The following is an 18,879-nucleotide window of genomic DNA, read 5'->3' as shown; positions in this document are numbered from 1 at the left end:
ACCTCGCGCTCCCGGGAAGGAACGCGGCTTGAGAGCCTGTCCGATAAGGGTCTGAGGCGGGGTTAAGGGGCCGGGATGGCGATGATTCCAGGCGGGTGCTGAAGCCTGACCTGGACCTGCCATGTGGACACCGACCACCCGGCGGCAGCATAGCCGCACGGGCCGTCGCTATGAAACTGACCTGACCGATGCCGAGTGGGCGGCGATCAAGCCGCTGATGCCGAGGCCCGAGCCGCGCGGGCGGCCTCCGGTCTGGACGACGCGAGAGATCTTAAAGGCAATTCGCGTATCATAATTCTACGGGTGCACGCGCTTTGCCACCCGACAGCCCCACTCCGGACGGCGCCCGCCAGCGGCGTGCCGGGCTCCGAGCGGCGCAGGCACGGCCGCGGATGCCGGGCGGGCGCCTTCACACACCCTGGCTCTGGCCGAAAGCCTTGAGCGAGACGCCCGCGACCTCCCGCAACGCGTCACGGTCGGCCCCGGAGGAGGCCAGGACACCCATGCCCGACGCGACCGTCGACAGGAAGCGCGCCAGCGCCGCCGGGTCGGCATCCTCCGCGAGATCGCCCGCCTGCTTCGCCTGAACGAACCGCTCGCGGAGCTCCGTCTCCGTCTGGGCGCGCCGTGACGCGAGCTCGAAGGGGATGTTCTCCGAGCCGGCCCCGCAGGCGAGCCCGCCCTGGACCAAGAGGCAACCGGGCGGGTTGGCGGGATCGGTATGGCTTTCCGCGATGCTGCTCAGGAAGCGCTCGGCCACGTTCCGGGCGGTGGCGCCGGCAAGCACGTAGCTCATATGGGCGGAACGCCGCTGCGCATAGCGGTCGAGGGCGGCCTTGAGCAGGCCTTCCTTGCTGCCGAAAGCCGCGTAGAGGCTCGGCGGCTTGATGCCCATCGCCTTCGTCAGCATGGCGAGGCTCGCGCCGTCATACCCGTGGCGCCAGAACACCTCCATCGCGTCGTCGAGGGCCTTGTCCGTGTCGAACGACCGGGGCCGACCCATCACCATTGTCCGCGAACTCCAACTTTTGTATCGAGTGGTAGATAAGTCACTTGACGCCCCGCGTCCATGCCGACATGTGTAGCGCCCTGTACAGATGTCGGGGGCAGCCTTGGAATCGCAGCGCCATTCTCCGTCGGACCGGATCCGCCTCAGCCGCCTCCTCGCCGGCGGCCTCGCCCTCGCGGCGGCGGCAGGGGCGTCCTACCACCTGACCCCGCTGGCGTTGATTGCCGGAACGCCGGCCGTCGCCGGCACACCGCCGGCCGAGGAGGCCATGCCGGCCTCGGTCGCGACAATCGAACCGCGGGAGGCGATCCTCTGGGACGAGTTCTCGGGGCGTCTCGAGGCGGTCGACCGCGTCGACGTGCGCGCCCGCGTCGGCGGTGCAGTCCAGGCCACGCATTTCGCCGAAGGCGAGCTGGTGAAGGCTGGCGACCTGCTGGTGACCATCGATCCGGCACCGTACGCGGCGGAGGTCCAGCGCCTGGAAGCCCAGGTGGCGGGTGCCGAGGCGCGGGTCGCGATGACGTCGAGCGACCTCGAGCGCGGACAGAAGCTGTCGGACCAGCACATCGTCACGGCGCGCGACCTCGACGTCCGGGCCAACGCCTTCAAGGAGGCGAGAGCCGGCCTGGACGCCGCGAAGGCCGCGCTGGAGGCGGCGCGTCTGAACCTCGGCTACACCCAGATTCGCGCAGCCGTGAGCGGCCGCGTCGGACGGCGTGAGATCACGCCCGGCAACCTCGTGGCGACGGGGGCGGGCGCCGCCGTGCTCACCACGCTGGTCTCGGTCGATCCCGTCTATGCCAGCTTCGACGCGGACGAGGGGGTCGTCCTGAAGGCGCTCGGCTCGATCGCCGAGGCGGCGGGCGGACGCGGCAGGCTCGACCGCATCCCCGTGGAGATGGCGACCGCCGACGGCACGCAGGCCAAGGGGCATCTGCAGTTCATCGACAACAAGGTCGATGCCCGCAGCGGCACGATCCGCGTGCGTGCGACCTTCGCCAACGGCGACGGCCGCCTGATCCCCGGCCAGTTCGCGCGCATGCGGCTCGGTCAGGCCGCCCCCGCACGGCTTCTGCTCGTCGACGAGCGGGCCGTCGGCACCGATCAGGACAAGAAATTCGTGCTCGTGGTGGGGGCGGACAACCGGGCCGCGTTCCGGGTCGTCACCCTCGGCAGAGCCGTCGAGGGCCTGCGCGTCGTGACCTCCGGCCTGGCGGGCGGCGAGCGCATCGTGGTCAACGGGCTGCAGCGCATCCGGCCCGGCACCCTCGTGCGGCCCGAGCCTGTGGCGATGGGCGGCCGGCCGCAGGACACCGCCTCCGGCACGCGCCAGCTCGCCCAGCGCTGACGGGCCGCAACGGCCCGACCTCGGCTCCTCACCTGACGCGATGATCCGGCGGCCCGCGCGGCCGCCCGGTCCCGCTCTGGCCTCTCGCCCCCGGAGGGCGGCATGAACCTCTCCAAGTTCTTCATCGACCGCCCGATCTTCGCGGGCGTGCTCTCGATGCTCATCTTCATCGGCGGCCTTCTCTCGCTCTTCGCGATGCCGATCTCCGAGTACCCGGACGTGGTGCCGCCCTCCGTGGTGGTCCGCGCGACCTTCCCGGGCGCCAACCCCAAGGTGATCGTCGAGACCGTTGCGACGCCCATCGAGGAGCAGATCAACGGCGTCGAGGGCATGCTCTACATGTCGAGCCAGGCCACGACGGACGGCATCATGACGCTGACCGTCACCTTCCGGCTGGGCACCGACCCCGACAAGGCGCAGCAGCTCGTCCAGAACCGCGTCTCGCAGGCCGAGCCGCGGCTGCCGGCGGTGGTGCGCCAGCTCGGCATCGTCACCGTGAAGAGCTCTCCCGACCTGACCATGGTCGTGCATCTCGTATCGCCGAACGGCCGCTACGACATGACCTACCTGCGCAACTACGCGGTGCTGAACATCAAGGACCGCCTGGCCCGCCTCGACGGCGTCGGTCAGGTGCAGCTCTTCGGCTCCGGCGACTACGCGATGCGGATCTGGCTCGACCCGCAGAAGGTCGCCGAGCACGGCCTGTCCGCCGGCGACGTCGTGCGCGAGATCCAGGCTCAGAACGTCGAGGCCGCGGCCGGCGTCATCGGCGCGTCGCCGGCCGTCCCGGGGCTCGACCTGCAGCTCTCGCTCAACGCCGAGGGCCGCCTGAGCAGCGAGGAGCAGTTCGGCGACATCGTGGTCAAGACCGGCACCGACGGCGCGATCACCCGGCTGCGCGACGTCGCGCGGATCGAGCTCGGCGCCTCCGACTACGCCCTGCGCTCGCTCCTCGACAACAAGTCGGCGGTCGCGATCCCGATCTCCCAGTCGCCCGGCTCGAACGCGATCCAGATCTCCGACGAAGTCCGCCGCACCATGGCGGAGATCAAGCAGAGCATGCCGGAGGGGGTCGATTACCAGATCGTCTACGATCCGACGCAGTTCGTGCGCGCCTCCATCGAGGCGGTGATCCACACGCTGCTGGAGGCCATCGCCCTCGTCGTGCTGGTGGTGATCCTGTTCCTGCAGACGTGGCGGGCCTCGATCATCCCGCTGCTCGCCGTGCCGGTCTCCATCGTCGGGACCTTCGCGGTGATGCATGTCTTCGGCTTCTCGATCAACGCGCTGAGCCTGTTCGGCCTGGTGCTCGCCATCGGCATCGTGGTCGACGACGCGATCGTGGTCGTCGAGAATGTCGAGCGGAACATCGAGAGCGGGTTGTCCCCGCGGGAGGCCAGCTACCAGGCCATGCGCGAGGTCTCGGGCCCGATCATCGCCATCGCGCTGGTGCTTGTCGCCGTCTTCGTCCCCCTGGCCTTCATCAGCGGCCTGACGGGCCAGTTCTACAAGCAATTCGCCCTGACCATCGCGATCTCGACGGTGATCTCGGCGGTCAATTCCCTGACGCTCTCGCCGGCCCTCTCCGCCCTTCTGCTGAAGGCTCATCACGCCCCGAAGGATCGCCTGACCCGGATCCTCGATCGGCTCCTCGGCTGGTTCTTCCGCCGGTTCAACCGGGCCTTCGGGCAGGCCGCGCACGGCTACGGACGCGGCGTCGGCTTCGCCGTGTCGCGCAAGGCGACGATGATGGTCGTCTACCTCCTGCTTGTCGGCCTGACCGCGCTTCTGTTCCGCCAGATCCCGGGCGGTTTCGTGCCGGGGCAGGACAAGCAGTATCTCGTCGGCTTCGCGCAGCTGCCCGACGGCGCCACCCTCGACCGGACGGAGGAGGTGATCCGCCGCATGAGCGAGATCGCGCTCAAGGAGCCCGGCGTCGAGAGCGCGGTCGCCTTCCCGGGCCTCTCGATCAACGGCTTCACCAACAGCTCCAACTCCGGAATCGTGTTCTCGACCCTGAAGCCGTTCGACGCGCGCAAGGATCCGTCGCTGAACGGGGCGGCCATCGCACAGTCGCTGAACAGGAAATACGCGGCGATTCCCGAAGCCTTCATCGCGATGTTCCCGCCGCCGCCCGTCAACGGCCTCGGGACCATTGGCGGCTTCAAGCTGCAGATCGAGGATCGGGCCGGCCTCGGCTACGAGGCGCTGAACGACGCCACCAAGGCGTTCATGGCCAAGGCCGCCCAGGCGCCGGAACTCGTCGGCCTGTTCTCCAGCTTCCAGATGAACGTGCCGCAGCTCTTCGCCGACGTCGACCGGACGAAGGCCCGCCAGCTCGGCATCCCGGTGACCGACATCTTCGACACGCTGCAGATCTATCTCGGCTCCCTCTACGTGAACGACTTCAACAAATTCGGCCGTACCTACTCGGTGCGCGTCCAGGCCGACGCGCCGTTCCGGGCGCGCTCGGACGATGTCGGCTCGCTGAAGGTCCGGACCGGTTCCGGCGAGATGGTGCCGCTCTCGGCCCTGCTGCACGTCCGTCAGACCGCAGGCCCCGAGCGAGCCATGCGCTACAACGGCTTCCTGTCGGCCGACATCAACGCGGGCGCGGCTCCCGGCTACTCGTCAGGGCAGGCCCAGGCGGCGGCGACGCGGATCGCGGCCGAGACGCTGCCGCGGGGCTTCGCCTTCGAGTGGACGGACCTGACCTACCAGGAGTTCATCGCGGGCAATTCCGGGATCTGGGTGTTCCCGCTGGCCCTGCTCCTGGTCTTCCTCGTGCTGGCCGCGCAGTACGAGAGCCTCACCCTTCCGCTGGCGATCCTGCTGATCGTGCCGATGGGCCTGCTTGCCGCCATGTTCGGCGTGTGGCTGTCGGCGGGCGACAACAACGTGTTCACGCAGATCGGTCTGATCGTGCTGGTCGGCCTCTCGGCCAAGAACGCCATCCTGATCGTGGAATTCGCGCGGGAGCTGGAATTTGCCGGCCGCACGCCCCTCCAGGCGGCCGTCGAGGCGAGCCGTCTGCGGCTGCGTCCGATCCTGATGACGTCCATGGCCTTCATCATGGGCGTGCTGCCGCTGGTGACCGCGACCGGGGCCGGATCGGAGATGCGGCGCGCCATGGGCGTCGCCGTGTTCTCGGGCATGATCGGCGTGACCGCGTTCGGCTTGTTCCTGACCCCGGTCTTCTACGTCCTGCTGCGTCGTCTGAGCGGCAACAGGCCGCTCAAGCAGCACGGCAACGAGATTGCGGCGCTCTCGCACAGCGGCATCGCGGAGCCGGTGTAGCCTCGGACAGGAGGACGGCGCGACGCTATCCGCGCCCGTGCCGACCCGCGCGGCCTCGTCCGACGTGCCAAGGAGAGGCGCGTCATGCGCAGCCGCCTGCGGGGATCGCGGCAGATCCGCGGCTGACGGCGGCGCGCCGGCTTAAGACCGCTTTGGGACGCGGAGAACCGGCAGCGCGTCGTCGCTCAGCCCGTAGGTGGCGGACGGAAAATATTTTCCTCTCCGGTTCTGCCGCCCGCGTGAATTTAAGTTCGACATTGCTATTAAAATATGATTTTGTCTTCTATTGATTGTCATCAATACTTGAGTAACATTGCGTGGCGGGACGGTAACTTCCGCTCGCCCTTCATCAGGAGGGTTCCGGTGCCGAACCACGACCTCCCGTTCGAGACCCGACACGCCTGCACGTCATGCCGGCTGGCGTGATGCCGGCTGACGTGGCGATGCGACCGGCCGAGTCGCGGCGGTGCCGGGTCGACAGGTTGGCCTGACGGCCCATGAGCGGCCCCGCGCCGTTCACCGGGCGCGGTACGGGGCGTGTCGCAAACATCGCCTCGGCTCACCGAGAGCGCAGGATCGTTCAAGAGATTTCCCGGCTCGACGGTCAGATCGAGGCTCGCAGCCATCTAGGAGCGAAACACGATGAAAATAACCCCCGTCACCGTCCTGATCTGCGCGCTGCTGACAGGTCCGGCGTTTGCGCAGGGCAACTCGCCGTACAACCGCTCCGGCTCGCAAGCGGGAGGTCCCCTCGGTGGACAGGAGCGCGGGCTGGGCGCGCCGGGCGGCACGCCTTCGGTCGATCCCGCCCGGCCGCCGCAAGCTGCGGCGCGGCCGAAGGGCCGAGCGAAGGTGCGCAAGCATGTTCGACGCCGGCACGGCGTGTAGCAACCGTCTGCGCGCTGCTGGCACGGCCGCAAATCGATGAGCGGTCTCGGCCGGCACCTGAGAACGGAGCTTCGTCGCCAGGCGCAGCGATATGGATCGGTCCTTCCGGGCCTCGACCTTCCCTGCCGGAACCGCGACGGCCCTCGTCCCGCGCTGACGGCGTCCGCGGATCATGCGGGCGTCGTCATCATGTTCGGACGCTGCGGAAGCCGGGCGCGGCGACAGAGGCCGCGCCGCTCTGTCCGGCACGAAGCCGCGCGGATGGTCCTGTCCCGCCCGCCCACGATCCGGCCGGTCTTCGAGACCTTTAGAGGGCCGGCCTGTCGCGCCCTGCACATCGATCCGCGTCGCAATCACGCCGCGTGTCTTGGAACAAGGCACTGCCCGCCGCGCACATCGGCCTATGATCTTTCTCGTTGCCGTTCGAAAAACGAAAATAAAACGCATTGACCGCGGCCAGAACCGGCTCATAATTTGCGCCTCGAATTCACGACAGGGTCCGCAGGATCATTCGACGTGCCCAAACACCTGTGCATCGACCCGCTTGATTCTTATGCAGAGCGCGAAGTCTTGGTTGCTTTCGAGGCGGCGGGTTCATCATTTCATCGGACGGCGGCGATCGATCGCGACGGCCAAGACATCTTGTCCGAACTGACAGAGGCTCAACGCAAGGACATCCAAGACGCGCTGATCGAGGCCTGCGGCTTCGGCGTGAGCACGACCCACCCCGCATCGCGCGGGCGCATAGAGCGGGAAGCGGTTTTTCACTGATGTTCGGCAATTATGAGTACAGGCGGGCCCTGAGCAGCGACGATCACCAGATAGATTTCCGGCGCAGTCGGATGCATCTCTACCTGAATATCGTACTGTTCATATTCGTTTTCTCAGGTCTGATCATTCACCAGTTGCTGGGTCGGTGAGTTTCGGCGATGGATCCGAGGGCTCGACACCTGAGCACGTGCGTTGCGCGGAGCGTCGTGCCGAGCCGACATCGGCAGCCGTGACGGAATCGCACCGGCTGGAACGGGCGCAAGACGGGTTCGAGCCGGGGCCGCGACCCGCTATCGGCGGCGCGATCGCGCGGAGCGCCAGGAATCCTTAACCCTGCCGCCGTAGCCCCGGAGCTTCGGAACGAGCGCGGGTGCGATGCCGAGACTGGGCTACATGATCGTCGACGGACTGGCCTTCGTGCTGGTCGCTGTGGGCCTGAGCGCCGTAGTCGTGGGCTACGAGCGCAATCTGCCGGATCCGACCGCCCAGGTCGTCCAGAGCGCTGCGCTCGCACCAGACTGGATGGATCCCGAGACCACCGGAGCGATCACGCCCAAGGCCAAGGTATCGGCGGCCGAGACGACGCGCACGGATGCCGGTTCGGAGCGCGAGGCGACGCGCCAAGCCCCGGACTCGGAGAGCAGGGTTTGGGTCGACCCGCCGCGTCGCTGGCGGGCCGATAAGCGCGGGTAAGTCCGCCACGAGGCGCGGGCGTCAGGTCGCCGGATCAGGCTGAGCCCGCGCCGAGCCTTCATGCCGCGCCCCGGTGCCAAACCGGGGCGTCGCCTCCCATCTCTGCTCCAGGGGCGGCAGAGGCGATCGGGAGAGCACGATGAGACTGCATGCAACACGCGCTGCGCTCGCGGCCGTGATGGTCCTCGGCGCGTCGGGCGCCGTGCTGGCACGCGGCAGCGGCGGAGGAGACAGCGGAAGCGGGTTGAATCCCTATTCCGAACTCAGCGGCAATGGCCGCACGGGCGGTGTGAACAGCGGCAACTATGCGCCGCCCGAATACAACACCTACCTGCGGGCCTACGGGCCGTACGGCCCTCAGGGCCGTCCTGTGAGAGAGCGCTATCGTCCAGCGCCGCGGCCCTATTACGGCTATCCCTACTGAAGGACGACACCGGGGCTGGCGCTTCCAGGCGGCGCCAGCCTGTCCTGCCCGGCAGATCACAGGGCGTTTCCAGGCCGGGCTTTCTCGACCCTGCCGGTCTCGCTTGCGCGGATCAGTCATGCGCCGGACGCTCTGGTATACCAGAGATGTCTTCCGTATGGTCGCGCTTCCTCCCAAGAACGCCTTCAGCCCGCCCGGCCCGCCGGTGCGGGCTTTTTCGTGCCGCGATCAGGTGGTCTTCGGCTCAGTGCAGCCGCAACTCCTGCAGCGCCTTGCGGACGACGCGCTCAGCGCAGGGCTTGCTGATGAAGTGGGCGGAGTCCGGCAATGTCGCGGCCTCCAGCGGGTCGCACCCCGAGCAGACGATGATCCGGGTTTCGGGCCAGCGCGCTCGAACGGTGTGCGCCAGATCACAGCCGTCCATCACGCCAGGCATGTTGATGTCGGTATAGAGCAGCGTGGCACCGCCACAGGCTTCCAGGTGCTGCAGGGCGCCGTAGGCATGCTCGGCTTCCAGCACCTCGAAGCCGAGCGCCGACAGCATGTCGGCTGCGGCCAGTCGGACGAAGATTTCATCATCGGCGACAACGGCGAGGGGCGGGATCCTGACATGGATCGGAAATGCGCCCCTTCGCCGCGTGTTTCAGCGTGGCCGGAGAAATTTTTGCCGCGTCGGACGTCGGAAGCCGCGGCATCGGACGGCTGGGCACCCCTGCACCGTCACGTTGGCGACGGTCCGGCTCACCGCCCGCCTTGGCCGGCCGGCCAGGCAGGATTGCGAAGCGGAGGCATGTCCCACCGCCGGCCGACCGTCGCGTCCCGGCCCGCGCAGATCGGATACGGGTCCCCGCCGCGCTGAAGCGCTCCGTGGCGCGGGCGGCGGCGATCGCGGTGTGGACGCCGATCCGTGCCGCGACGGACTCGGCGGAGCGCCACGGGTTCTGCGCGGCGGTTCCGGAGGGGGGATCCCGGCGCGCGGCAGGGTGTGGGTCAATGGGGTTTGGCTTGACCCGCCGACGACCAGCCGTGCGCCTGGACCGCCTTGATGAGCTTGCCCTGCATGTCGGGCGCTACCGCCTGCATCCACTGCTGCATGCCGGCAAGCTGGATCTGGGCAAGCTGCGGCTGGGCCGCCGCGAGGCGCTTGCCGGCCGGCGTAGCGTAGAACGTGGCGATGGCCTGCAGGTCGTCCTTGCCGAGCACCGTGGCGAAGCCGCGGGCCTGGATGTCGAGCAATTCGTCGTAATGCGCCGACAGGGTCGGCATCACGACCTCCTGCACCAGCACCTGGGCCTTCTCGGGCTCCTTGATACCGATCTGCTGCATCATGCCGACCATGGGCGCGGCCATCGAGCTGAGCGTCGCAGCGCGGTCGCCCTGCATCTGGGCGACCGTCTCTCGGGCGACCTTCAGCAAGGCCGGATCCGGCGCCGCGGCGGGCGCGGGCTTCGGCGCAGGCTGCGCGATCGCGGCGCAGGGCAGCGCAGCGCCGAGACACAGGCCGACAAGACCGGGTAAAAAGCGCATGATCCCTCCCGTCCAAAGCCCGGCGCCATCCGGCGCTTCGAGGCCGAATAGGACTGCTATCACAGCTTTGAATGGAATCGATGACAGCTCAGGATTGAGCCACGCCGTTCGACGAGAGGATCGAAGCGGTGGTAGAAAGGGGATGACCGCGCGGGACGCGGGCCTTGCTGTCATCCTATCGGCGTCCGGTGAGGGCGGTCGGGTGAGCGCGCGAAGGCAGCCTCGCTGACCGGTCCGGGCGGACCGGGTGTCCGGCCGCTGCGGCGAACGCGGGGCCGTTGGCGAGACCGGCGGGAGATCGTTATGCGAACCCAGGCGATACAGATCGCAAAGGCGTCCGTTCCTGCCCGGAGCGGGCCGCGATCCGCGCGTCCGGCCCTCGCTGTGATGACCGCCTGCGCCGTCTTGGTCGGCTGCGCCGCGGCATTGCGGAGCCCGTCCGCAACCGTCGATCCGGACCTCGTCCGGGTGATCCGCTTCATGGCGCTGATCAAGGGCGGTTTCGCGCTCGCGGCCTTCGCCGCCTGCTTCTGGCGCTTGGCGCGGCCTGCAGCCCTGTGGCGAATGCCGGTCTACGTCGCCGGACCGCCTTTCATGGCGGCCGGCGCCATCGGCTTGTGGTCGCTGCACGATCTCGGGCTGGCGGCCCTGGGCCTCCATCTCGGCCTGTTCGCGGTGCTCGCGGCGGCCCTCACCGATCCGGCCTTTCTGCCCGACCCGTCGCGCCGCCGCTCGTCCGGCCCAGCGCTGTGATCAACGCGGTTGAACCCGCTGCTCGGCGCGCGTAGACGCGCCGGCTCGGATCGTGGAAGCAGGAGCCCGGATGGGTGAAGATGTGGCCTCACTCCTCCTCGTCCTCGCCACAGAGAATACCGAGCTGCGTCAGCAGCTCGCGGCCGCCCAGGACATGCTGATGGAGACGGCGATCGACGCCGGGCACCTGCATGCGCGCCTCGAGGCCGTGCAGGCCGAATGCAAGGCGTGGCGGGCGGAAGCGGAACGCCACGCAGCCAGTCACGCGGGCGCCCCGAGAGAGCGCCACGCCGGCCGATACCGGCCGTGACATCGTCAGGGAGCGCGGGCGGGATCCGCCGAGCGTCGCCGGTAGCGCCCCTCCGCAGAGACGCCGAGACGTCTCCCCGTCCGGGAGAAGGTCAGCCGAGCGCCCAGAGCAACGGCAGCGCGCTGGCCAGGAACACGATTGAGGAGACGAGCACGGCAACCTCTTCGCGGTGCCGGCGGACGAAAGCGTGATGGAGAGCGAGCATGGCCATCGGATCGCGGATGATCTGATCAGCCTCGCGCCCAAACCTTGATCATTCAGGGGCAGGTACCGTCATCCACAGGCGGTAGCCGGGCCCTGTCGCAGCGCTGCCACAACGCCGCTCCGCACGGGCCCGCGAGGCCCTCCGGCGTTCAGCCGCCACGCCCGGCCCCGCGCATCGGCGACCCCGGGAACGTGCTCAGCGGGACCTATCGCGCGGCCGGCATCTTCCGGCCGGTCCGCGGACGGCGGTCGCGCCCGGTCGGCGTCGGTCCGCGGGCTGCCCCTTCGGGCGATGCGGCGCTCCGCGCGGCGGCCGCCTCTTGGCTGCCGGCCTCCGGGCGGGCGACACCCTGTGCCCGCGCCTGCGCCACCAGCCACTCGCCGAGTTCGAGGGCCGCTTCCGGCGCGAGGTCGACGGCCACGCCTGCGCCATGGGTTCGCGACCGCAGGCCGATGCCGGCGGATGTCGAGACGGCGCGCACGGTGCTCCCGACGCGACCGGTGATCTCCAGAATGCTGTCAGCCATTACGGAAGGCTAGCGAGGCCGTTCCAGCCTGTCCATTCCCGCCCGTCGACGCGCGTTCCCCGCCCGCGGTGGGCGACCCCGCCCGACGGGGAGGCGCGGTCAAGCGCGACCGCGTCGGGGGGCGCATGCTCCGCGCCCATAGCTGCGGCGAAGCCTTCGCCCGAACTTCCCGGTAAGGCGGTCGGCCCGCACCCGCCGCTCCCTCCGACGGTGACCGGTCCGTCGCGTCAGGATGCCGAGACACCGATCATGAACAAGCTCATCGCCTTCACGTTGGCCGCGACCGTGTGTGCGGGGCCCGCCTTCGCGCAGGCCGATCGGCCGGGCCAGGAGTGCGGCCAGGATCCCGAGACGACGGGTTCGCTGACCGTCGACCCGCGCAGCCTGCTTCTGCCGGGCGAGCGGCCGGACAGGGTCAAGGTCACCCCTCCCGAGGATAGCTGGCAGGAGGAGGCGCGGGAGGAGGCCGAGCGGCACAGACGCGATCTTCTGGCCTGCGGGGTGGACTGAGCTCCGGCGGCGGGCGCACCGGGTGCGGCGGCTCAACCGCTGGTCCGAACGAGGCGCCGCCGTCCCGAGGCCGGACTGGTTCGCCGGTCGCCTCCCGAGGCAACACCCGCGTGCCCGGCGATAGGCTCGGCTCCACCACGGAACCATCCTGGAGAGGATCCGACCGACGGCGCAGATGCGGAACTGTATCGCTTCAGATGATGCGCCGGGTCTGCAGTCGATCGCGGACGTGCCTCAGTCGGTCGCGTACCGTGCTCAGATGCGGCGCGGCGGTGCCGTTTCCTGACCTTCCGATCCGCGCGCCAGTGCGCAAGTGATCGGTAAGCACGGTGACGAATTCTCGGCCCGTTCGGGGAACCTGGGTCCGGATGCTGATCGGGCCCGGGGCACAAATTTAACGCTGGCGCCCGTTTCTGATCCCGAGGGGATGTGGGCATGCCAGCTGTCGGAAGGTTCAGGGTCTGCGAGCCGGGCCAGACCCCGCTCGGGGAGGTCCTGGCCGAGGTGAGGCTTCTGCCGTCGGTGCTCGCCACGATGCTGCGCAGCCTGATCGAGGCGTGGCCGCAGCAGATCTACACGCAGCCGCTGGTGACCACCCGCTTCCTCGGGCGGCGGACCACCTACGTGTGCAGCCCCGGCCAGATCCGCAGCCTGATGGTCGATCAGGCCGACGCCCTGGAGCGCGAGCCGTTCATGCTGCGCGCCCTCGCGCCGGCGCTCGGGGCCGGCGTCCTCACCGCGGACGGTCCACACTGGCGGGGGCAGCGCAGGACCGCGGTCCCGATGTTCCGACCGGATCGCGTGCACAGCTTCGTGCCGGCCATGGCCCGGGCGGCCGGGGCGACCCGGACGCGCTGGCATACCGAGATTCCCCCCGATGGGACCCGGGACATCCTGCGCGAGATGATGCGCACCACCTTCGACGTGATCGTCGCCACGATGGTGTCGGGCGACGATCGGCTGGAGGTTGAGCCGTTCGGCCGCGCGATGGACGCGTATCTCGGCCAGACCAGCTGGAAGATCGCCCTTGAGATGCTGCATGCACCGGCCTGGACCCCGCATCCTGGCGCGCGGGCAGGGGCAGCGGCGGCCCGCTACCTGCGCGCCGAGGTCGGCCGGACGATCGCGCGCCGCCGCGCCCGGGCCGAGCCCGGGGCCGACCTTCTCGGCCTCCTGCTGGAGGCACGGGATCCGGAGACCGGCCAACCCCTCACCGACGCGAGCCTCATCGACAACCTCCTGACCTTCGTCGCCGCCGGCCACGAGACCACGGCCCTGGCGCTGGCCTGGACGTTCCGGGTCCTGGCCGAGCACCCGGAGGTCGAGCGGCGCGTCCTTGCCGAGATGGCGGCCCGTGACGCGGACCTGGCCGCCGATCCCGGAGCCGCGGACCGGCTCCCCTACACCCGCCAGGTCCTCCTCGAGGTGATGCGCCTGTATCCGCCGGCCCCGCTGATCGTGCGGCGGGCGAAGGCTCCCGTCCGGCTCGGAGACACGACGGTGCCGGCCGGGCAGTCGATCCACGTCCCCGTCTACGCCCTGCACCGGCACGCGCTGCTCTGGGACAGGCCGGCGCTGTTCGATCCGGACCGCTTCGCGCCCGACCGGGCCGCGGCGCGCGACCGCTACGCCTACCTGCCGTTCGGGGCCGGCCCGCGGGTGTGCATCGGCATGAGCCTCGCCCTGACGGAATGCCTCGTCATCCTGGCGACGCTGCTCCCCGCCTTCCGCTTCGTGCCCGAGGCGGCCGAGATGCCGCGGGCCCAGTTCCGCGTAACGCTGAGGCCCGAGGGCGGCCTGCGGATGAGGGTCGTGCCGCGCCATGTCCATTGAACGCGCGCCCGGGCCAAAGCGGTCGGCCGAAACCTCACAGGCGGCCGGACCGGCCGCGCCGGGCAATGCGGCCGGATCCCTGATCGACCGCGTCCGCCGCCTCGACGCCGTCGCGGCCCTGCCGAGACGCTACCGGCTGCAGGTCCGCGCCGGCCTCCTCGAGGAGACGCTGAAGCTCGCCACCTACTCGGCCGTCACGCACCTGATCATCGCGGCCGCCGTCGCCTACTTCTTCTGGACCTCGGCGCCGCAGGCCTACCTCCTCGGCCTGCTCGCCTGGGTTGCCGTGGTGATCGTCGCGGCGACCTATCTGACGTGGCGCTACCTGCGCACCTACGCCAGCGCCGTCTCGCCGGCCGGGGTCCGTTGGGGCTGCCGGATCTCCGGCGGGCTGGCCCTCGCCCTGGGCCTGGCCTGGGCGACCATGCCGGTGGTGCTGTTCGCTCCGGCCGACGGCGACCAGCGGCTGATCATCGTCGCCACCGTGGCGGGCCTGATCTCGGACGCCTACGTGGTCGGCCCGCTCCTGTCGGTCTCGTACCTGTTCGCGATCCCGGTCATCCTCGGCAGCTTCGTCGGGCTGGCGCGGTGCGGGGAGCCGGTCGCGCTCAGCATCGGCTTCCTGCTCGTCGTCTACGCGATCTTCGTGGTGGTGAGCGTGAGCCGCATGAGCCGCCTGTCGCGCCAGCGCATCCTCGACCGGGTGCGGGTCGAGGAGCAGAGCGAGACGATCGGCCTGCTGCTCAACGAGTTCGAGGCGGGCGCGAGCGACTGGCTCTGGGAGACGGACGCGACCGGGCATTTCCAGCACGTCTCCACCCGGATGGCGGAGGTGCTCGGCTGCCCGGTCGCTTTGCTTCAGCACGGCGCGTTCGAGGCCCTGCTCTCCGGCAGAGGCGAGGCGCCCCCCGAGGCCGACCACAGCGCCGAACTCCGCGATCACCTCCGGCAGGGCCGTGCCTTCCACGAGCACCTCATCGCCTTCCGCACGCCGGCCGGCCAGCGCTGGCTCCAGTTGAGCGGCAAGCCGTTCCTCGATCAGCGCGGGAGCTTCGCGGGCTTCCGGGGCGTCGGCTCGGACGTCACGCAGAGCCGGGAGGCGGAGGCGCATATCGCCTATCTGGCGACCCGGGACGCGCTGACCGGCCTGTCCAACCGGGTCGTGTTCCACGAGGTCGCCTCCGAGGCCTGCGCGGCGGCCGTCTCGAAGGCGCAGGGCGCGCCGGTCAGCCTGCTCTACCTCGACCTCGACGGCTTCAAGACCGTCAACGACAGCGCGGGCCACACCACGGGCGACGCCCTGCTGTGCCAGGTCGGTGAGCGCCTGCGCGTCCTGCTCCCGGCCGACGCCCAGGCGTTCCGTCTCGGCGGCGACGAGTTCGCGATCCTGCACCGCGGCCGGGACCCCGCGGCCGCGGAGGCCCTGGCCGAGGCCGCCATCCGCGCCCTGTGCGCGCCCTACTCGATCGACGGCGTCCGGGCCGAGATCGGAGTCAGCATCGGGATCGCGAGCGCGCCCGGGGATGCCGCCGACCCCGCGGACCTGCTCCGGAAGGCCGACCTCGCACTCTACAGCGCCAAGGACGCCGGCAAGGGCCGCTGGAAGCGCTTCGACCGGAACCTGGAGCGCCGCGTCCAGCGCTGGCGCGAGCTCGACGAGGCGATGCGGGCGGGTCTCGAGAACGGCGAGATGGAACTGCACTACCAGCCGCTGGTGAGCCTGCAGGACGGGCAGGTGGTCGGGTGCGAAGCGCTGCTGCGCTGGACGCGCCCCGGCCACGGCGCCGTCTCGCCCGCCGAGATGATCCCGATTGCCGAGAGCACGGGCTTCGTCATCACGATCGGGCGCTGGGCGCTGCGGCTGGCCTGCGCCGAGGCGCTGACCTGGCCGGCGCAGATGTGCGTGGCCGTCAACATCTCGTCGATCCATTTCCGGCTGCCCGACTTCTTCGCCGACGTCGAGGCCGTGCTGACCGAGACCGGCCTCGCACCGGAGCGCCTTGAGATCGAGATCACGGAATCGATCTTCCTCGCCAACACGCCGCACGTCCTCGACAACCTCCGCGCGCTGCGGGCACTCGGCGTGCGGATCGCCCTCGACGATTTCGGGACGGGCTACTCGTCGCTGAGCTACCTGACGCAGTTTCCGGTCGACAAGATCAAGATCGACCGGGCCTTCGTCCGCGACCTGAGCAGCCGTCCTGAATGCCTGACGGTGATCGAGGCGATCATGGTCATCGCCCGCGACCTGCACATCGACGTCACGGTGGAGGGCGTCGAGACGGAGCAGCAGGCGGCGCTTCTCCGGTCGCGGCGCTGCAACTCCGCGCAGGGCTTCCTGTACAGCCCGGCCCGTCCGCCCGGCGAGGTGCCGGGCCTGGTGGAGCGCATTCCCCGGGTGGCCCTGCAGGCGGAGCAGGCCGTGCGCGCGGTGGCCTAAGACGCGGCCGGCCCTGTTCCACGGGGCCGCAAACCCCTGTAGCGGGGTGCGGCCACGCGAACCCCAGGAACCGAGCGCCGCATGCCCAAGGTCGTCATCAGCGAGTTCATGGACGAGGCGGCGATCGCCGCGGATCTCGCGGGCTTCGACACCCTGTACGATCCCGGTCTCGTCGACCGGCCCGACGCCCTCGCGGCGATGCTGGGCGACGCCGACGCGCTGATCGTGCGCAACCGGACGCCGGTGCGCGGCCCGCTCCTCGCCGCCGCGGCGCGTCTCCGGGTGGTCGGAAGGCTCGGGGTCGGTCTCGACAACATCGACGTCGCGGCCTGCGCGGCGCGGGGCATCGCGGTCTGTCCGGCGACGGGCGCCAATGACGGGGCGGTCGCCGAATACGTGGTCGCCACCGCGATGCTGCTCCTGCGCGGAGCCTACGGGGCGAGCGCGGCGGTCGCGGCGGGTGCGTGGCCGCGCAATGCCCTGATGGGGCGCGAGATCGCCGGCAAGCGCCTCGGGCTCGTGGGCTTCGGATCGATCGCCCGGGAGACCGCCCGCCGCGCCGCCGCCCTCGGCATGAAGATCGCGGCCCATGACCCGTTCGTCGCGGACGCGGATCCGGCCTGGACGCCCGCCTACGGTCCCGTGCAGCGGCGGGACCTCGCCACCCTGATCGCGGAGAGCGACGTGCTCTCCCTGCACGTCCCGCTCACCGCGGAAACCCGCGGCCTGATCGACTCGGCCGCCCTCGCGCGGATGCCCGCGGGCGCCGTGCTGATCAACGCGGCGCGCGGCGGCGTCGTCGACGAGGCCGCGGTGGCGGCGGCCCTGCGGTCGGGACATCTCGGCGGCGCGGCCCTCGACGTGTTCGACCGCGAGCCCCTCGACGCCGCGGCCGGCGCCCCGTTCGCGGGCGTGCCGAACCTGATCCTCACGCCCCACATCGCCGGGGTGACGCAGGAATCGAACGTCCGGGTCTCGGCCGTGATCGCCGCGGCGGTGCGCCGGCATCTCACGCAGGGCTGAACGCGCGGGATCTGCGCCTTTGGCCCGCCGCGGGCTATCCAACGCAGCCCACACCGCGGGACCGAGGATTTCGGGGCGGGCCGGCAGGGAGCAGCCGATGACCGATCCGGCACGACGGGCCTTCCTGCGGAGCGCCGCGCTCGGCGCCCTGGCGGCGGGGAGCGGCCTGCGGCCCGCCTGGGCCGGCGAGGATGCGCATCGGCCCTTCGGCAACGCCGAGCGCCCGCTCGTCGCCTATCCGGGCAAGCGGCCGCTGCTGCAGATGACCGCCCGCCCGCCCCAGCTTGAGATGCCGTTCGCGGTCTTCGACGAGGGTGCGATCACGCCCAACGACGCCTTCTTCGTCCGCTACCACCGCGCCGACATCCCCCTGGAGATCGATCCCGAGGCGTTCCGGCGAACGTGGGCGGCCATGTGGAACGACCCGTCGCGCTGCCGCTGGCGGAGCTGAAGGCGCTGCCGGTCCGGACCGAGATCGTCGCGGTCAACCGGTGCTCGGGCAATTCCCGCGGCTTCTTCGAGCCACGCATGGCCGGCGGCCAGCTCGCCAACGGCGCCAAGGGCTGCGCCCGGTGGACCGGCGTGCCGCGCAAGAGCGTGCTCGACAGGGCCGGCGTGAAGGCCGGCGCCCTGCAGGTCGCCTTCGACGGTCTCGACGGGCCGGTCCTGCCCGAAACGCCGGACTTCGCCACGGCGCTCAACCTCGACCAGGCCGGCGATGATCAGGTGCTGCTCGCCTGAGGCATGAACGGGGAGGACCTCCCCTGGCCCAACGGCTACCCGCTCCGCCTGATGGTGCCGGGCTATTACGGGACCTGCTGGGTCCAGCACCTCGACACGGTCACGGTGCTGGACAAGCCCTTCGAGGGCTTCTTCATCAAGACCGCCCACCGCATCCCCGACAATGCCTGCGCCGGCACGGAGCCCGGTCTCGAGAACACCCGGGTGCAGGCGGCATGACGGCGAACCGGAGGACAGACGAGCTGCGTGCGCTTACGCTCGGCGCGATGATCGGGGCCTGACCGCCGGCGCGGCCTGGGCCGCACCGCGGAGCGACGCCGTTCCTGACCCGACCGCGCATTTGCGGCCGCCGCAGGAGAGCGGCCTCCGCGCGGGCTACGAGGCCGCGCAGGCCAATTGCCAGGCCTGCCACTCGGTGGATTACATCGCCACGCAGCCGCCCGGCCGCGGCAAAGCGTTCTGGGATGCGGAGGTGGCCAAGATGATCAAGGCCTATCACGCCCCGAGCAAGCAGGCCGATGCCGGCGCGATCGCGGCCGGCTTGGCTGGGACGTCCTGAGAGGCCGAACCGAGGCGTCGGC

At 70.3% G+C, this 18,879-nt stretch carries 16 protein-coding genes and 3 pseudogenes; 15 read left to right on the top strand and 4 right to left on the bottom strand.

Annotated elements, in window-relative coordinates:
• Window positions 1–121 precede the first annotated feature (121 nt).
• Window positions 122–283, top strand: a pseudogene (locus JOE48_RS14595) (transposase); the annotation flags it as partial.
• A gap of 126 nt (window positions 284–409) precedes the next feature.
• Here JOE48_RS14595 and JOE48_RS14590 read toward each other — a convergent pair.
• Window positions 410–1,009 carry a TetR/AcrR family transcriptional regulator gene (locus tag JOE48_RS14590; RefSeq protein WP_210030840.1) on the bottom strand — a complete coding sequence of 200 codons (600 nt, stop codon included), beginning with the start codon at window positions 1,007–1,009 and terminating at the stop codon, window positions 410–412.
• 103 nt (window positions 1,010–1,112) lie between these two features.
• On the opposite strand from JOE48_RS14590, the gene JOE48_RS14585 reads away from it, so the two are divergent.
• The 6 genes from JOE48_RS14585 to JOE48_RS14560 all read left to right on the top strand — a co-directional run bounded on the left by JOE48_RS14585 (window position 1,113) and on the right by JOE48_RS14560 (window position 8,430).
• Window positions 1,113–2,357, top strand: a complete 1,245-nt coding sequence (locus JOE48_RS14585) for an efflux RND transporter periplasmic adaptor subunit (RefSeq protein WP_409518584.1) — start codon at window positions 1,113–1,115, stop codon at window positions 2,355–2,357.
• A 102-nt stretch (window positions 2,358–2,459) separates the two neighbouring features.
• Window positions 2,460–5,654, top strand: coding sequence for an efflux RND transporter permease subunit (locus JOE48_RS14580; protein ID WP_210030836.1), 3,195 nt, complete (start codon window positions 2,460–2,462; stop codon window positions 5,652–5,654).
• A 642-nt stretch (window positions 5,655–6,296) separates the two neighbouring features.
• A complete protein-coding gene (locus JOE48_RS14575; protein WP_210036139.1) occupies window positions 6,297–6,542 on the top strand; it encodes a hypothetical protein in 246 nt (81 codons plus the stop codon).
• 516 nt (window positions 6,543–7,058) lie between these two features.
• Entirely contained in the window at window positions 7,059–7,313 is a 255-nt protein-coding gene (locus JOE48_RS14570) for a hypothetical protein (RefSeq protein ID WP_210030834.1), read from the top strand.
• Window positions 7,314–7,688: 375 nt separating this feature from the next.
• Window positions 7,689–8,006, top strand: a complete 318-nt coding sequence (locus tag JOE48_RS14565) for a hypothetical protein (RefSeq protein WP_210036138.1) — start codon at window positions 7,689–7,691, stop codon at window positions 8,004–8,006.
• Between the two features lie 139 nt (window positions 8,007–8,145).
• A complete protein-coding gene (locus JOE48_RS14560) occupies window positions 8,146–8,430 on the top strand; it encodes a hypothetical protein (protein WP_210030831.1) in 285 nt (94 codons plus the stop codon).
• A 244-nt stretch (window positions 8,431–8,674) separates the two neighbouring features.
• Here JOE48_RS14560 and JOE48_RS14555 read toward each other — a convergent pair whose 3' ends face one another.
• Window positions 8,675–8,974 carry a response regulator gene (locus JOE48_RS14555; protein ID WP_210030829.1) on the bottom strand — a complete coding sequence of 100 codons (300 nt, stop codon included), beginning with the start codon at window positions 8,972–8,974 and terminating at the stop codon, window positions 8,675–8,677.
• A 446-nt stretch (window positions 8,975–9,420) separates the two neighbouring features.
• The gene (locus JOE48_RS14550) at window positions 9,421–9,957 is read right to left on the bottom strand and encodes a DUF2059 domain-containing protein (RefSeq protein WP_210030828.1); all 537 of its coding nucleotides are present in this window, start codon (window positions 9,955–9,957) and stop codon (window positions 9,421–9,423) included.
• A 387-nt stretch (window positions 9,958–10,344) separates the two neighbouring features.
• Between JOE48_RS14550 and JOE48_RS14545 the strand changes: the two genes are divergently transcribed.
• Entirely contained in the window at window positions 10,345–10,710 is a 366-nt protein-coding gene (locus JOE48_RS14545) for a hypothetical protein (protein ID WP_245252830.1), read from the top strand.
• A 70-nt stretch (window positions 10,711–10,780) separates the two neighbouring features.
• On the top strand, window positions 10,781–11,020 hold the full coding sequence (locus JOE48_RS14540; RefSeq protein WP_210030824.1) for a hypothetical protein: 240 nt from the start codon (window positions 10,781–10,783) through the stop codon (window positions 11,018–11,020).
• Between the two features lie 410 nt (window positions 11,021–11,430).
• Here JOE48_RS14540 and JOE48_RS14535 read toward each other — a convergent pair whose 3' ends face one another.
• The gene (locus tag JOE48_RS14535; RefSeq protein ID WP_210030822.1) at window positions 11,431–11,751 is read right to left on the bottom strand and encodes a hypothetical protein; all 321 of its coding nucleotides are present in this window, start codon (window positions 11,749–11,751) and stop codon (window positions 11,431–11,433) included.
• A gap of 249 nt (window positions 11,752–12,000) precedes the next feature.
• Between JOE48_RS14535 and JOE48_RS14530 the strand changes: the two genes are divergently transcribed.
• From JOE48_RS14530 to JOE48_RS14505, 6 genes and pseudogenes are all read left to right on the top strand, one after another.
• Complete coding sequence (locus JOE48_RS14530; protein WP_210030819.1) at window positions 12,001–12,261, top strand: hypothetical protein; 261 nt, start codon at window positions 12,001–12,003, stop codon at window positions 12,259–12,261.
• 435 nt (window positions 12,262–12,696) lie between these two features.
• The gene (locus tag JOE48_RS14525) at window positions 12,697–14,094 is read left to right on the top strand and encodes a cytochrome P450 (RefSeq protein WP_210030817.1); all 1,398 of its coding nucleotides are present in this window, start codon (window positions 12,697–12,699) and stop codon (window positions 14,092–14,094) included.
• Window positions 14,084–16,534 carry a putative bifunctional diguanylate cyclase/phosphodiesterase gene (locus JOE48_RS14520; RefSeq protein ID WP_210030809.1) on the top strand — a complete coding sequence of 817 codons (2,451 nt, stop codon included), beginning with the start codon at window positions 14,084–14,086 and terminating at the stop codon, window positions 16,532–16,534. Before JOE48_RS14525 ends, JOE48_RS14520 begins: the two co-directional genes overlap by 11 nt.
• An 81-nt stretch (window positions 16,535–16,615) precedes the next feature.
• The gene (locus tag JOE48_RS14515; protein ID WP_210030807.1) at window positions 16,616–17,557 is read left to right on the top strand and encodes an NAD(P)-dependent oxidoreductase; all 942 of its coding nucleotides are present in this window, start codon (window positions 16,616–16,618) and stop codon (window positions 17,555–17,557) included.
• Window positions 17,558–17,654: 97 nt separating this feature from the next.
• A pseudogene (locus JOE48_RS14510) lies at window positions 17,655–18,487 on the top strand (molybdopterin-dependent oxidoreductase); the annotation flags it as partial.
• A gap of 77 nt (window positions 18,488–18,564) precedes the next feature.
• Window positions 18,565–18,857, top strand: a pseudogene (locus JOE48_RS14505) (cytochrome c).
• Window positions 18,858–18,879 lie beyond the last annotated feature (22 nt).

This window comes from Methylobacterium sp. PvR107 (assembly GCF_017833295.1).
Classification (GTDB): Bacteria; Pseudomonadota; Alphaproteobacteria; order Rhizobiales; family Beijerinckiaceae; genus Methylobacterium.
This window is presented reverse-complemented; position numbering and strand designations above follow the sequence as displayed.